We start from the raw sequence: 13,389 nt of genomic DNA, 5'->3' as shown, positions 1-13,389 counted from the left end.
GTCAGCGACTCGTGGTCAGTTTGCCAAGGAAAAGGCGTGGCCATTGATAAAGACGCGCATCTCGGCGGGCAAGCCGATGCGCGCTGGCCCATGGGAAAGTCGGCCTGACGAAAAACAATGGCGGAATATTGGCTTGATCGCCGCAGTGCGGCCTGTAGTGTCCCGGCGCAGCCCGAAGGATGACATGAAGTATGGCGGAATATTCGGCCTTTTCGCTTCTCAAGAACGCGCTCAGCGGCAACCGCGACTGGAAACCGGCGTGGCGCAAGCCGAGCCCCAAGGCCTCGTATGACGTCATCGTCATCGGCGGCGGTGGCCACGGATTGTCGACGGCCTATTACCTCGCCAAGGAATTCGGCATCACCAATGTCGCCGTGCTGGAAAAGGGCTATCTCGGCTCCGGCAATGTCGGCCGCAACACCACCGCCGTCCGTTCCAACTATCTGTTGCCGCAGAACACGCGCTTCTACGAACATTCGATGAAGATGTGGGAGAATCTTTCCCACGACCTCAATTACAACGTGATGTTCTCGCAGCGCGGCGTGCTCAACCTGGCGCACACGCCCGGCCAGCTCGACGACCTCGCCCGCAAGGGCAACGCCATGCGCCATCTCGGCGTCGACGCCGAGCTGATGACGCCGGCCGAGATCGGCTGCCGCGTCCCCGGGCTCGACATGTCGCAGCGGGCACGTTTCCCGATCTTTGGCGGGCTGATGCAGGAACGCGCGGGTACTGCCCGCCACGATGCCGTAGCCTGGGGTTATGCCCGGGGTGCCGACCGCCGCGGCGTCGACATCATCGAGAATTGCGAAGTCACAGGCTTCCTGCGCGACGGCGACCGGGTCATCGGCGTCTCGACAAGCCGCGGCGAAATCCGCGCCAAAAAGGTCGCCGTTGCCGTGGCCGGCAGCACGGGGCGCGTGATGCAGCTTGCCGGCATCGACCGCATGCCGATCGAGAGCCACGTCCTCCAGGCCTTCGTCTCGGAATCGCTCAAGCCGTTCCTCGACACCGTGCTGACCTTCGGCATGGGCCACTTCTATGTCGGCCAGTCCGACAAGGGCGGCCTCGTCTATGGCGGTGACCTCGACGGCTACAATTCCTATGCCCAGCGCGGCAGCCTGCCCATCGTCGAGGAAGTAATGAGTGAGATGCTGGCGCTGTTCCCTTCGCTGGCACCCGTGCGCGTGCTGCGCTCATGGGGTGGGGTCTGCGACATGTCGATGGATGGCTCGCCGATCATCACCACCGGCCCGTTGCCCGGCATGTATCTCAATTGCGGCTGGTGTTACGGCGGCTTCAAGGCAACGCCGGCTTCCGGCTTCTGCTTTGCCCACACCATCGCCAAGGACGCGCCGCACGAGTTCAACGCGCCCTTCACGCTCGACCGTTTCAGCCGTGGCACCGTCATCGACGACAAGGGCCAGGGTCCGACGCCGCGAATGCACTAGGGGTTCGAACATGTTGATCACCTGCCCCTATTGCGGCCCGCGCGACGTCTCCGAATTCGCATATCAGGGCGACGGCAACCGCACCCGTCCCGATCCCGCTTCGACCGATGCCGAGGCGTGGAGCGCCTATGTCTATGACCGCCTGAACCCGGCCGGCATCCACAACGAGATCTGGCAGCACGCCGGCGGCTGCCGCGCCCATCTCGCCGTCGTCCGCGACACGCTCACCCATGAAATCAAGAGCGTGCGTTTTGCCCGCGAACATGGCGCGCCGCCCCACGGCCGCCGCACATCCGGAGCCAAGGCATGAGCCCGCGCCGCACACCGTCGGGTGGCCGCATCGACCGGTTGCGGACCATCCGCTTCACCTTCGACGGCACCGCCTATACCGGCCACCAGGGCGATACGCTGGCCTCGGCGCTGCTTGCCAATGGGGTTTCGCTGTTCGGCCGTTCGTTCAAGTACCACCGTCCGCGCGGCGTGCTGACATCAGGCGTCGATGAGCCAAACGCTCTCGTGACGGTGCTGCGCGGCGAGGTCCGCGAACCGAACATTCCCGCCACGATGGTCGAGATCCATGACGGCCTCACCGCGGTCAGCCAGAACCGCTTTCCCTCGCTCGCCTACGACGTCAGTGCCATCAACCAGCTCGGCGGCAAGTTCATCTCCGCCGGCTTCTACTACAAGACCTTCATGGGTCCGGTGATTGGCCCGCTCAAGGGCACCCGCTTCTGGATGCTTTGCGAAAAGATCATCCGCCGCGCCGCCGGCCTCGGCCGCGCCGGCCACGCGGCCGATCCGTCACGTTATGAGCGCATGAACGCCTTCTGCGACGTGCTTGTCGTCGGCTCCGGGCCCGCCGGCCTTGCCGCCGCGCACGAGGCTGCCCAGTCGGGCGCTCAGGTCATCCTGACTGAGCTCGATCCATGCTTCGGCGGCTCGGCCAACTGGTCGGGCGAGACGATCGACGGCGAGCCCGCCGCAACCTGGGCCTCCGATGTCGTCGGCGAACTCAAGACCCATGACAATGTCCGCCTGCTCAAGCGCACCACCGTCTGGGGCTACTATGACGGCAACACGCTGGCCGCCGTCGAACGTGTCAGCGACCACAAGGACACGCCCGCCAAGGGCGCGCCGCGCCATCGCCACTGGACCATCCGGGCAAAGAACGTCGTGCTCGCCACCGGTGCCTTCGAACGGTCGCTGGTGTTCCCCGGCAACGACCGGCCGGGCGTGATGATGGCCAGCGCCGCGATGCGCTACGCCAATGAGTACGGCGTGCTGGCGGGCGAGAAGATCGCCGTTCTAGCCAACAACGACAGCGCCTATCGTGCAGCCGCTGCCCTCGCCAAGGCGGGAGCCAGGATCGTCGCCATCGCCGACCTGCGCTCGGACGTCTCCGCGGCCTGCCGCACTCTTGCATCAGAGGCCGGCGCCGAACTGTTGACCGGCCATGCGGTGATCGGCACCGAAGGCGGCAAGAAGCTCTCCGGGGTCAAGCTGGCCCCATTCTCCGCCACATCGGGTGTCTCCAAGGGCAACGCACGCGACATCGGCGCCGACTGCCTGATCGTTTCGGGCGGCTGGTCGCCAACCATCCACCTCGCCAGCCAGGCCGGGGCGCGGCCGGTCTGGAGCGACGACCTGCAGGCCTTCCTGCCGCCGGAAACCGGCAAGGGCTGGATCGGCGCCGGCGCCTTCAACGGCACCTTCTCGACGGCCGAAGTCATCTCCGAAGGCTTTTCCGCCGGCCGCAAGGCGGCAGGCCAGCCGGCGCTCGAAACCGCCACCCTGCCCGACGTCGAACCCGCGTCGCTCGACCCCAACCCGGCACCGGTCTTCGAGATCAGGGCCAAGGGCAAGGCCTTCGTCGACCTCCAGCACGACGTGACGGCTGACGATGTCCGCCTCGCCCACCTCGAAGGTTTCGTCTCGGTCGAGCATCTCAAGCGCTACACCACCCTCGGCATGGCCACCGACCAGGGCAAGGGCTCCAATGTGCCCGGCCTCGCCATCATGGCCGAAGCCCTGGGCAAGCCGATCCCCGAGGTCGGCACGACGCGCTTCCGCCCGCCATACGCACCTGTCTCCGTCGGCGCACTTGCCGCCGAGCGTTTCGGCGACCTCAAGCCTGACCGACTGACCCCGATGCATGACTGGCATCTGGAAAACAGCGCGACGATGTATTCGGCCGGCCTGTGGTTCCGCCCGATGATCTATGGCGGACCCGGCGAGACGATCGAGCAGGCCTATGTCAGGGAAGCGGCAGCGACCCGCGAAACGGCGGGCATCGTCGACGTCTCAACGCTCGGCAAGATCGCCGTCCAGGGACCGGATGCCGCCGAGTTCCTCGATCGCGTCTATTCCAACGTCTTTTCGACCTTGCCCGTCGGCAAGGCGCGTTACGGCCTGATGCTGCGCGAGGACGGCCTCGTCTTCGACGACGGCACCACCTGGCGGCTTGGCGAACACGACTTCCTGATGACCACGACCACGGCCAATGCCGGCAAGGTCATGCAGCATCTCGAATATTTCCTCGATGTCGTCTGGCCGGATCTCAAGGTTCACCTGACCTCCGTCACCGACCAGTGGGCCGGCGCGGCGATCGGCGGCCCGAAGGCGCGGGACATCCTCGCTTCCTGCGTCACCGGCACCAGGGTCGACAACGAGGCCCTGCCCTTCATGGGCATCGTCCATGGCGAGATTTCGGGCGCGCCGGTGATGATCTGCCGGCTCTCCTTTTCCGGCGAGATGGCCTTCGAGGTCTATTCCGGTGCCGGTCACGGCACCCATGTCTGGGAAGCGCTGATCGAGGCGGGCAAGCCTTTCGGCATGGTTCCCTACGGGCTCGAGGCCCTCGGCACGATGCGCATCGAAAAAGGCCACGTCACCGGTGCCGAGATCGACGGCCGCACCTCGGCACGCGACCTCCATCTCGGCTGGATGCTGTCCAAGAAAAAACCCTTCATCGGCTCGGCCATGATGGACCGCGAAGGACTTGCCGCCTCGGGCAGGCTCGAACTGGTCGGCCTGATCGCACTCGACAACCGGCCGCTCAGCGGTGGCGCGCACATCGTCGAGGAGGTCGACGCCGCCAACCCGCACGGATCGCTCGGCCACATCACCGCCGCCTGCTTCTCGCCCGCGCTCGGTAAGTACATAGCACTTGCGCTGGTCTCGGGCGGCAAGGCGCGCCATGGCAAGCGCGCTCACATCTCCGACCCGTTGCGCAACCGCTTCGGCCCGGTGGAAATCGTCAGCCACCACTTCTTCGATCCCGAAGGGAAGCGCATGCATGGTTGAGCAGCTTTCACCGCTCGAACCGGTATTCCGGCCCGGCTCGTACGGAAATTTCGTCGATGGCGTCGGCGTAACCTTGTCCGAGATTGCACCCGGATCGATTGTCCAGCTTGCCGCCTGGCCGGGCGAGGAAAAGAAGCTGATGGCAACGATCGGTTCGGTCACCGGCCTCAAGCTGGCCGATGGCGCGGGCGCCGGCGCTTCGTCCGAGCGCTGTTCCGCCTTCGGCTTCGCTCCCGGAAAGTTCCTGGTATCAGACGCTTCGGAAGGACTCGCCACAGCCTTTGCCGGCAAGGTCACCGCAGCGATCGGCACCATCACCGACCTGTCACATGGACGCACGGCGATCAGAATTGGCGGCCCGAAATCGGAATGGGTGCTGGCCAAGCTCTTTGCCGTCGACTTCTCCCTGACTGCATTTCCAGTCGGTTCGGGCATCTCGACCACCCACCACGACGTGTTCACCCAGATCCAGCGCAGCGGCCCCGACAGCTTCGACCTCTACGTCTTCCGCTCTTTCGCCCGCTCGTTCTGGAAAATGCTGTGCCATGCATCGGACGAAGTCGGCTACGAGGTTAGGTAAGTCAGGCTGCGGTCATGGTGCCCAGCCCGCATTCTGCAACACGACGCGGTAACCATCACAATCCTCAAAGGTCACGCCTCGCCTGTCCCAGTAGGGATTGAAGGACGGCACCGGCTGATAGCCATGCGCCTTCATCCGCGCGATCGATGCCTGCCAGTCGTCGCTGTCGGGCAAATAAAACACGACGAGATTGTCCTGCGTCGGCGCCCTGCCGGCGTCATGGCCATGGGCATGGGTGAACTCGAAATGATGCGCTTCGCCAGCCTTGCCGAGCATAACGCCATCGAAACCGTCATGGTTGTCGAAGCGGGCGAGTTCGTCGAGCCCGAGCCCGTCGCGATAAAAGCGGACGGTGGCCTCGAGATCGTTCGTGGGCCGCGCCACGCGCAGGACGACGTTCTTTTTCATGATCTCTCTCCCTGGGTCGAGCCTAGCCTGCCTTCGCATTTGACCACTGGGTGACGACGAGCCCAATGACGATCAGCACCAGGCCGGCAACCCTGGCGAGACTGGCAGGGCGCTGCACGAACCCCATCAGCCCGAAATGGTCGATGACGAGCGACGCCACCATCTGCCCGCCTATGACGGCGACGACGAAGCTCGCCGCCCCCATCTTCGGCGCCAGCAGCAGCGCCGCCGTGACATAGACCACGCCCGCGACGCCGCCGGTCCAGATCCACCAGGGCCCGGTGGCTGCGGCGGTTGCAAAGCTGGGCACCGGGACCCTGAACGCCAGCATGACAGGCACGGCCAGGGCCACGCTGACGGCCAGCGAGACCATAGTCGCCCAGAGCGGATGGCCGAGCAGCCGCCCGAGCATGGCGTTGGCGCCGGCTTGAAACGGGATGGCGGCGCCGGCGACCAGCGCTGCGGCGAGCAGGGATGAACCTAGGTTCGGCATGACATGTCTCCTTGTTTTCCAAGACCTAGGGCATCCGAAATTCTGATGGAAATTCGTATTTCGTAGCCGCAATATGCACGGGATGAATAATCTTGCCGGCATCGATCTCAACCTCCTCGTCGTGCTCGACGCGCTTTTGGCCGAGCGCCATGTCTCGCGCGCCGCTATCCGCCTGAACAAGAGCCAGCCGGCAGTCAGCCACGCGCTTGGCCGTCTCCGCCATCTGCTCGACGATCCGCTGCTGGTCCGGCATGGCGGTGCGCTTCAGCCGACCATGCGCGCGCTGGAGATTGCGCCGCGGCTCACTGAAGCGCTGGAACGTATGCACGATCTGCTCGCCCCGAGCGGCTTCGATCCGGCCACGGCACGCCGCAGCTTCCGCCTCGCAATGTCCGACTATGGCGCTATCGTCGTTTTGCCGCGCCTGCTGCCGCTTTTGCGCCGGCGCGCGCCAGGCATCGATCTCCATGTCAGCCAGGCCGGCCGCGAAGCCATGGCGGCACAGGTCATGGACGGCGAGGTCGACATCGCGATCGGCGTTTTCCATGCGCTCGACAAAGCCGTCCGGCGACAGCGGCTGTTCGAGGAGGACTATGCCTGCCTTTCCGACGCCGCGTTGCTGGGCAAAGCGGCTGGAATGGACATTGCCGCCTATCTCCAACGGCCCCATGCGCTCGTCGCGCTGCGCGCCGACGTCGAAAGCGAGATCGACGTGGCATTGGCCGCCGCCGGGCACAAACGGCGCATCGCATTGGTGCTACCGCATTGGGGCGTCGCACCCGGGCTGATCGCCGGAACCGATCTGGTGCTCACCATCGCGCGCCGGCTGCACCCGGCAGTGCCGGCAGCAAGCGGCCTCGCCGCCTTCGAGCCGCCATTTGCGATACCGTCCTTCGCCTTCCAGCAGATCTGGCACAGGCGCCGCGACGGCGACGCCGCGCATCAATGGCTGCGCGAGACGATTGCGGGCCTGTTCGAAAGCCTGCAACGCCTGCCATAGCCGAAAAAGAGCCGATGCTTTAAGATCGTCGCCGCTTGAATGGCAGTTGCACATTGGTATCGGCACTCATGGCCAGCAACGCGTTCCGCTTCGATGAGGTCTGGGAAATCCCCGAGGCATCCCCGCAAGAGGTGTGGGCCGTACTCGCTGACGCGACGCTGCTGCCACTGTGGTGGGGCGACGTCTACAAGGACGTGGAAAAACTGACTTCCCATGACAAGCCGTCGGTCGGTGCCAAGGTCCGCGCGCGTGCCCGGGGATTTCTGCCCTATGAGCTCAACTTCATTCTCGAAGCGGTGGAACTCGAGCCCGGCAAGGTCGTGGCGGTGAAGACATCAGGCGATTTCGATGGCCACTGGCGTGCAGTGCTCGCGCCCTCCGGCCATGGCACCCATGTCACGCTCACCTGGCAAGTCATCGTCGAGCGCCCGATCCTGCGCCTGTTGTCGCCGCTGCTGCGCCCCGCCTTTGCCTGGAACCATCGCTGGACCACGCCACGCGGCGAAGCCGGTCTGCGCCGCTATCTTGCCGAGCGAAAGGCCGGTCGAGCCTGGTCGCCTTATCCGCAAGATTGACAGTTCGGACCGGAATCGCGTCATGTTGTCGGTGGCCCGTGCAGCCTGCCGCTCGCCCCTTCCGGGAAGGTGAATGCACGACGATTGACGCGGTTTGACCTTTTGCACGGGCGATCCGCCAGAATGCGAGCACTGGCACTTTCCAAAAGTTCGCCCGGGCCAAGGATCGAACCATGCATTCCTTTCTCGACGCCAAACTGATGGCCAAGGCGCTTCGCAAGGCCATGGCCGAACGTCATGTCGAATTGTCCCACACCGATTGTCTCGAAGTCGTATCCCGGCAGTTTGGCCTTGCCGACTGGAACACGCTTGCCGCCCGCATCGCCGCTGCCACGGGTGACGACGCGCTCCCGCTTCCCGAGAGCTGGTTCATCACCGGCAACACCGAGCGCACCAACTACCGCATCGGCCTCGACCCTACTCAGCCCGGAACGGCCATCATCGAATGCCGCTTCCACCGCCAGGGCGGCATCGTGCTGCGCGAAGACCATTATGGCGTGCTGATGCAGAGCATCCAGGCCGACGACTATCGCGGTGGTCGCATCAGGCTGTCGGCAACGTTGAAGGCTGATGACGCCGACGCCGGATCCATCTGGATGCGCGTCGACAAATCGGAGGGCAAGGTCCTCCAGTTCGACAACATGACGACGCGGGAGGTCGACGGCGCACTGAGGGGCTCCACCGGCTGGCTTGAGCGCAACGTCGTGCTCGACGTTCCGGCCGAAGCCTCGAGCATCCACTACGGCTTGCTGCTGCAGGGATATGGTCGCATTTCGGCGCAGTCGTTCCAGGTCGAGGCCGTCGACGCAAAGATGAGCCCGACGCCACGGAGCCCGAAACATCTCCCACGGCCGACCAATCTCGACCTGAGGTCGAGTGGACTGTCCGCCTGACGGGTATTAGCCGGCGCTGTGCGGCGCCGGCATTTCCCGGCTATTTCAGGAACTGCACCCACTCGTCGAGGGGCGCGCGGTCGGTGCGGAAGGTGCTTTCCGGCTTCGACGTGTCTTCGTGGCCCAGCGCCATGCCGCAGACCACGACCTCTTCCTCGGGAATGCTGAGCACCGGCCGGATCTGGCGGTGATAGGGCGCAAATGCTGCCTGCGGGCAGGTGTGCAGCCCCCGCGCCCGCGCCGCGATCATGATGTTCTGCAGGAACATGCCGTAGTCGATCCACGAGCCCTGGTTGAGCCTGCGGTCGATGGTGAAGATCATGCCGACCGGCGCGTCGAAGAAGACGAAATTGCGGTCGTGCTGGGCGCGCATGCGGTCGACGTCGCGGCGGCCGATGCCGAGCGTGCTGTAGAGCCCGAAGCCGTTGGCGCGGCGGCGGCCGAGATAGGGCTCGAAGAACTGGTCCGGGTAATATTTGTATTCGTCCCAGACGGCCTTTTCGGCACGCACGCCGGAATTCAGGATGGCCTCGCTGATGCCGCGCAACGTCTCGCCCGAGGTCACATAGACCTTCCACGGCTGCATGTTGGTGCCGGAAGGCGCACGTGCGGCAACGTCCAGGATGTCCCTGATGACACTGTCGTCGACCGGCGTCGGCAGGAATGCACGCACCGACCGGCGCGACACGATGGCCTCATCAACGATATCGGTTTCGTCGTAGTGCTGCGGTTTTTGGTCCGGTGCCAGCATCAGCTGTCCCTATGGCATGGCTATTGTCGGATCGCCCCTCACCGCCCGTCCGAAACCGAGCCTTTGCACTCTCTCCCGGAGTCTCGCAAGAGAAACTTGCTGGACTATGAAAATGGGCTTGAATTTTTCACCGCAATGCCATTTCATGAAATTCTTCCTTGAAATTTCACGAGGGCCGCATTTTGAGTTCCACCGTGTCGCTGCGCAAGGAAGGCAACGTCGCCGGCGATGTGCTGGCCAACGACCTGCGCGCGCTGCGCAAGTCGCGCGGGCTGACGCTCGCCGAGATCGCGATCAAGCTGGGCCGCTCGGTCGGTTGGGTGAGCCAGGTCGAGCGAGGATTGTCGACGCCATCGATCGGCGACCTTCGCGCCTTTGCCGAACTGTTCGGCGTGCCGATCAGCCTGTTCTTCGGCCATGAGGCCACCAATGACATCGAGCGCGGCGTCGTTGTCCGCTCCGGACGGCGGCGCTCGCTGGGCAGCAACGAATCCGGGCTGGTCGAGGAGCTCCTGTCACCCGACCTCGGCGGTAGCTTCGAAATGCTGCGCTCGATTTTCGCGCCCGGCGCCGGCATGGCAAAGCCTGTGACGCGCCCCACCGAAGAGGCCGGCTATGTCGTCTCGGGCGGCTTCGACATCGAGATCGACGGCACCTGGCACAGCCTGGGCGAAGGCGACAGCTTCCGCTTCGACCACAAGCCATTCCGGTGGCGCAACCCCGGTTCGGTTCCGGCAGTGGTCATATGGGTCGTATCGCCACCGGTTTACTGATTGCTTTTTTGGGAGGAAAAGATGGCTGAGTTGCCGAGCACGGCCCGCGTGGTGATCATCGGCGGAGGCGCGGTCGGAGTCTCGTCGCTCTATCACCTCGCCAAATCAGGCTGGACCGACTGCGTCTTGCTCGAAAAGAACGAGCTGACCTCCGGCTCGACCTGGCATGCCGCCGGCAACGTGCCCACCTTCTCGTCGTCCTGGTCGCTGATGAACATGCAGCGCTATTCGACCGAGCTTTATCGCAGGCTGGCGACCGAGGTCGACTACCCGATGAACTACCACGTCACCGGCTCGCTCCGCCTCGCCCACAGCAAGGAGCGCATGCAGGAGTTCCAGCGCGCCAAGGGCATGGGCCGCTACCAGGGCATGGATATCGACGTCATTGGCACAGACGAAATCAGGCGCCGCTACCCTTTCATCGAGACGCATGATCTCAAGGGCGCGCTCTACGATCCCAGTGACGGCGACATCGACCCGGCACAGTTGACCCAGGCGCTGGCCAAGGGGGCGCGCGACATGGGCGCAAAGATCATCCGCTTCTGCCCTGTCATTTCGGTCCGCCGCGACAAGGACGAATGGGTCGTTTCGACCGAAAAGGGCGACATCCGCTGCGAAAAGGTGGTGAATGCGGCCGGTTATCGCGCCGCCGAGGTGGGAAAAATGTTCGGCCGCGACGTGCCGATGATGGTGATGAGCCACCAGTACATCCTGTTCGACGAAATCCCCGAACTGGCTGCATGGTCGCGGGAAGCAGGCCAAAAGCTGCCGCTGCTGCGCGACGTCGACACCTCCTATTATCTCCGCCAGGAGAAGAACGGCATGAATCTCGGCCCCTATGAGCGCAACTGCCGCGCCCATTGGGCAACGCCCGACGACCAGATGCCCGCGGATTTTTCCTTCCAGCTCTACCCCGACGATCTAGAGCGGCTGGAATGGTATCTCGATGACGCCGTCCGCCGCGTGCCGATCCTGGGCACCGCCGGCCTGTCCAAGATCATCAACGGCCCGATCCCCTACGCTCCCGACGGCAACCCGCTGATCGGCCCGATGCCCGGCGTGCCAAATGCCTTCGAAGCCTGCGTCTTCACCTTCGGCATCGCCCAGGCCGGTGGCGCCGGCAAGGTGTTGGCCGAGTGGGTTACCAGGGGCGAGACCGAATGGGACATGTGGTCCTGCGACCCACGCCGTTTCACGTCGTTTGCCTCCGCGACCGACTATGCGGTTGCCAAGGGGATGGAGGTCTACGGCCACGAGTACGCCATCCATTTCCCCCGCCACGCCTGGCCCGCGGCGCGTAACCGCAAGCTCTCGCCGATCCACGACCGGATCGCCGCCCTCGGCGCGCAGTTCAACGCCTATAATGGCTGGGAGCGCGCCACCTGGTATGCCCAGCCCGGCGACGACACCTCGGAAGCATCGACCCAGACCTTCGCCCGTTCCGGCCCCTGGGAGAAACGCATCCGCGAGGAATGCCTCGCCGTCCGCGATGCCGCCGGCATCCTCGACCTGCCCGGATTCAGCCGCTTCAATCTCGACGGGCCGGGTGCCGCCGCGTGGCTCGAGACGCAGGTCACCGGTACCGTGCCCAAGGTCGGCCGCATCGGGTTGTGCTATTTCGCCGACGATCACGGCCGCATCGTCAGCGAGATGTCGGTTGTCCGCCATTCCGACGACCTGATGACGCTGATAACCGCAGCGGTTGCCCAGTGGCACGATTTCGAGTGGCTGAAAGCGCACATGCCTGCCGGCGCCACCTTCGAGCTGATAGACCGCACCGAGGAGTATTCGACCCAGATCCTCGCTGGCCCCAACTCCAGGAAAATCCTGGTCGAGGTCTGCGAGGCGGACCTCGCGGCCCCTTGGCTGACGCATCAGGAGACGACCATCGCCGGGCGCTGGGCCAAGCTGGTGCGCGTTTCATTTGCCGGTGAGCTCGGCTGGGAGATCCACACAAAGGTCGCCGACACGGCGACCGTGTTCGACGCTCTCTGGGCCGCCGGCCAGAAGCACGGGCTAAAACCCTTCGGAATGTTCGCGCTCGACGCGCTGCGGTTGGAAAAGGGTTACCGCGCCTGGAAAGGCGATCTTTCGACCGACTACACCATCCTGCAGGGCGGGCTCGGGCGTTTCGTCAAATGGGACAAGGCCGACTTTCGCGGCAAGACGGCGCTGCTCAACGAGAAGCAGCAGGGCACAAAGAAACGTTTCGTCACGCTTGTCATCGACACGCCGGGCGAATGCGACGCGCCCTACATGTCGACGCTCTGGCACAATGGAACAATTGTCGGTGAGACCACGTCAGGAGGATGGGGCCACAGGGTAGACAAATCGATCGCGCTGGGCATGCTGCGAACCGATCTGGCCGTGCCGGGCGTTACCATCGAAGTCGAGATTTTCGGGGAGCGCTTCAGCGCCACGGTCCAAGAGGACAAGCCCTTGTGGGATCCCGAAAACGAAAGGCTACGCTCATAATGTCCCTTCCCCATTCCGGTCGCGCCTTCGGCGCCTTCATGTTCGACATGGACGGCACCATCCTGAGCTCGATCGCCTCGACTGAACGCGTCTGGAGCGCATGGGCAATCAAGCACGGCCTCGACGTCGAGAGCTTCCTGCCGACCATCCATGGCGTTCGGGCCTATGAGACCATCCGCAGGCTGAACCTGCCCGGCGTCGACGTCATGGCAGAAGTCGAGGCTCTGACCCAGGCCGAGTTCGACGACGTCGACGGCATCGCATCGATCCATGGTGCAGCGAACTTCCTCAATGCACTGCCTGTCGAGCGCTGGGCGATCGTGACGTCGGCACCGCGCCGGCTGGCACTGCGCCGGCTGGAGGCCGCGGGCCTGCCTGTCCCGCCGATCATGGTCACCAGCGAGGATGTCGCCAACGGCAAGCCTGCGCCCGACTGCTTCCTACTCGGTGCTGAGCGGCTCGGCCACAGGCCGGAAGATTGCCTGGTGTTCGAGGATGCGCCGGCAGGCATTCGCGCGGCGGAAGCCGCTGGCGCGCAGGTGCTGGTCATCACCGCCACCCACAACCATGCTGGCGGCACCCCGCATCCTTCGGTTACCGGCTATGGCGCGCTGACGCCCCGGCTCGACGGCACGAGCAGGCTGACACTCGCCCGTCTGGCGGCCTTGCAGGATGCAGGAGCCTGAG

The 13,389-nt window shown here is 64.7% G+C and carries 13 protein-coding genes; 10 read left to right on the top strand and 3 right to left on the bottom strand.

All coding sequences use genetic code 11. The features are described 5' to 3' along the window. The first annotated feature begins 191 nt into the window (after window positions 1-191). The 4 genes from HNQ95_RS02775 to soxG are packed head-to-tail and all read left to right on the top strand — an operon-like array spanning window position 192 to window position 5,334. Complete coding sequence (locus HNQ95_RS02775; RefSeq protein WP_182573462.1) at window positions 192-1,451, top strand: sarcosine oxidase subunit beta family protein; 1,260 nt, start codon at window positions 192-194, stop codon at window positions 1,449-1,451. Between the two features lie 10 nt (window positions 1,452-1,461). Then, the gene (locus HNQ95_RS02770) at window positions 1,462-1,761 is read left to right on the top strand and encodes a sarcosine oxidase subunit delta (RefSeq protein WP_182573463.1); all 300 of its coding nucleotides are present in this window, start codon (window positions 1,462-1,464) and stop codon (window positions 1,759-1,761) included. Beyond that, entirely contained in the window at window positions 1,758-4,754 is a 2,997-nt protein-coding gene (locus HNQ95_RS02765; RefSeq protein ID WP_182573464.1) for a sarcosine oxidase subunit alpha family protein, read from the top strand. Before HNQ95_RS02770 ends, HNQ95_RS02765 begins: the two co-directional genes overlap by 4 nt. After that, window positions 4,747-5,334 (top strand): sarcosine oxidase subunit gamma family protein, encoded by a 588-nt coding sequence (soxG, locus tag HNQ95_RS02760; protein WP_067960856.1) that lies wholly within the window; start codon window positions 4,747-4,749, stop codon window positions 5,332-5,334. The genes HNQ95_RS02765 and soxG overlap by 8 nt, the downstream gene beginning before the upstream one ends. Before the next feature lie 12 nt (window positions 5,335-5,346). Here soxG and HNQ95_RS02755 read toward each other — a convergent pair whose 3' ends face one another. Both HNQ95_RS02755 and HNQ95_RS02750 read right to left on the bottom strand, forming a co-directional pair. After that, window positions 5,347-5,742 carry a VOC family protein gene (locus tag HNQ95_RS02755; RefSeq protein WP_067960853.1) on the bottom strand — a complete coding sequence of 132 codons (396 nt, stop codon included), beginning with the start codon at window positions 5,740-5,742 and terminating at the stop codon, window positions 5,347-5,349. Window positions 5,743-5,764: 22 nt separating this feature from the next. Continuing rightward, complete coding sequence (locus tag HNQ95_RS02750) at window positions 5,765-6,235, bottom strand: DMT family transporter (protein ID WP_067960850.1); 471 nt, start codon at window positions 6,233-6,235, stop codon at window positions 5,765-5,767. An 82-nt stretch (window positions 6,236-6,317) separates the two neighbouring features. Between HNQ95_RS02750 and HNQ95_RS02745 the strand changes: the two genes are divergently transcribed. The 3 genes from HNQ95_RS02745 to HNQ95_RS02735 all read left to right on the top strand — a co-directional run bounded on the left by HNQ95_RS02745 (window position 6,318) and on the right by HNQ95_RS02735 (window position 8,703). Continuing rightward, window positions 6,318-7,235 carry a LysR family transcriptional regulator gene (locus tag HNQ95_RS02745; protein WP_067960847.1) on the top strand — a complete coding sequence of 306 codons (918 nt, stop codon included), beginning with the start codon at window positions 6,318-6,320 and terminating at the stop codon, window positions 7,233-7,235. A 68-nt stretch (window positions 7,236-7,303) separates the two neighbouring features. After that, entirely contained in the window at window positions 7,304-7,810 is a 507-nt protein-coding gene (locus HNQ95_RS02740; RefSeq protein ID WP_067960842.1) for an SRPBCC family protein, read from the top strand. A gap of 173 nt (window positions 7,811-7,983) precedes the next feature. Next, window positions 7,984-8,703, top strand: coding sequence for a glyoxalase superfamily protein (locus HNQ95_RS02735; protein ID WP_067960840.1), 720 nt, complete (start codon window positions 7,984-7,986; stop codon window positions 8,701-8,703). A gap of 40 nt (window positions 8,704-8,743) precedes the next feature. Here HNQ95_RS02735 and HNQ95_RS02730 read toward each other — a convergent pair whose 3' ends face one another. Next, the gene (locus HNQ95_RS02730; protein WP_067960837.1) at window positions 8,744-9,454 is read right to left on the bottom strand and encodes a nitroreductase; all 711 of its coding nucleotides are present in this window, start codon (window positions 9,452-9,454) and stop codon (window positions 8,744-8,746) included. A gap of 230 nt (window positions 9,455-9,684) precedes the next feature. Here HNQ95_RS02730 and relB point away from each other — a divergent pair, with 230 nt between their 5' ends. Genes relB through HNQ95_RS02715 form a run of 3 tightly spaced genes read left to right on the top strand, consistent with a single transcriptional unit; the run spans window position 9,685 to window position 13,388 of the window. After that, the gene (gene relB / locus HNQ95_RS02725) at window positions 9,685-10,227 is read left to right on the top strand and encodes a type II toxin-antitoxin system RelB family anti-toxin (RefSeq protein ID WP_067966366.1); all 543 of its coding nucleotides are present in this window, start codon (window positions 9,685-9,687) and stop codon (window positions 10,225-10,227) included. A 21-nt stretch (window positions 10,228-10,248) separates the two neighbouring features. After that, the gene (locus HNQ95_RS02720) at window positions 10,249-12,702 is read left to right on the top strand and encodes a GcvT family protein (RefSeq protein WP_067966365.1); all 2,454 of its coding nucleotides are present in this window, start codon (window positions 10,249-10,251) and stop codon (window positions 12,700-12,702) included. After that, entirely contained in the window at window positions 12,699-13,388 is a 690-nt protein-coding gene (locus tag HNQ95_RS02715) for an HAD-IA family hydrolase (protein WP_376769244.1), read from the top strand. Before HNQ95_RS02720 ends, HNQ95_RS02715 begins: the two co-directional genes overlap by 4 nt. Window position 13,389: the final 1 nt, after the last annotated feature.

It is taken from the genome of Aminobacter ciceronei (genome assembly GCF_014138625.1).
GTDB classification, from domain to species: domain Bacteria; phylum Pseudomonadota; class Alphaproteobacteria; order Rhizobiales; family Rhizobiaceae; genus Aminobacter; species Aminobacter ciceronei.
The sequence above is the reverse complement of the archived record's forward strand: the minus strand, read 5'-3'. Positions and strand labels throughout refer to the sequence as shown.

Excerpts from the sequence above, each read along its gene's own strand:
- HNQ95_RS02775 (WP_182573462.1), top strand. The coding sequence starts at position 192 with ATGGCGGAATATTCGGCCTTTTCGCTTCTCAAGAACGCGCTCAGCGGC.
- HNQ95_RS02770 (WP_182573463.1), top strand. The coding sequence starts at position 1,462 with ATGTTGATCACCTGCCCCTATTGCGGCCCGCGCGACGTCTCCGAATTC.
- HNQ95_RS02765 (WP_182573464.1), top strand. The coding sequence starts at position 1,758 with ATGAGCCCGCGCCGCACACCGTCGGGTGGCCGCATCGACCGGTTGCGG.
- soxG (WP_067960856.1), top strand. The coding sequence starts at position 4,747 with ATGGTTGAGCAGCTTTCACCGCTCGAACCGGTATTCCGGCCCGGCTCG.
- HNQ95_RS02755 (WP_067960853.1), bottom strand. The coding sequence starts at position 5,742 with ATGAAAAAGAACGTCGTCCTGCGCGTGGCGCGGCCCACGAACGATCTC.
- HNQ95_RS02750 (WP_067960850.1), bottom strand. The coding sequence starts at position 6,235 with ATGCCGAACCTAGGTTCATCCCTGCTCGCCGCAGCGCTGGTCGCCGGC.
- HNQ95_RS02745 (WP_067960847.1), top strand. The coding sequence starts at position 6,318 with ATGAATAATCTTGCCGGCATCGATCTCAACCTCCTCGTCGTGCTCGAC.
- HNQ95_RS02740 (WP_067960842.1), top strand. The coding sequence starts at position 7,304 with ATGGCCAGCAACGCGTTCCGCTTCGATGAGGTCTGGGAAATCCCCGAG.
- HNQ95_RS02735 (WP_067960840.1), top strand. The coding sequence starts at position 7,984 with ATGCATTCCTTTCTCGACGCCAAACTGATGGCCAAGGCGCTTCGCAAG.
- HNQ95_RS02730 (WP_067960837.1), bottom strand. The coding sequence starts at position 9,454 with ATGCTGGCACCGGACCAAAAACCGCAGCACTACGACGAAACCGATATC.
- HNQ95_RS02720 (WP_067966365.1), top strand. The coding sequence starts at position 10,249 with ATGGCTGAGTTGCCGAGCACGGCCCGCGTGGTGATCATCGGCGGAGGC.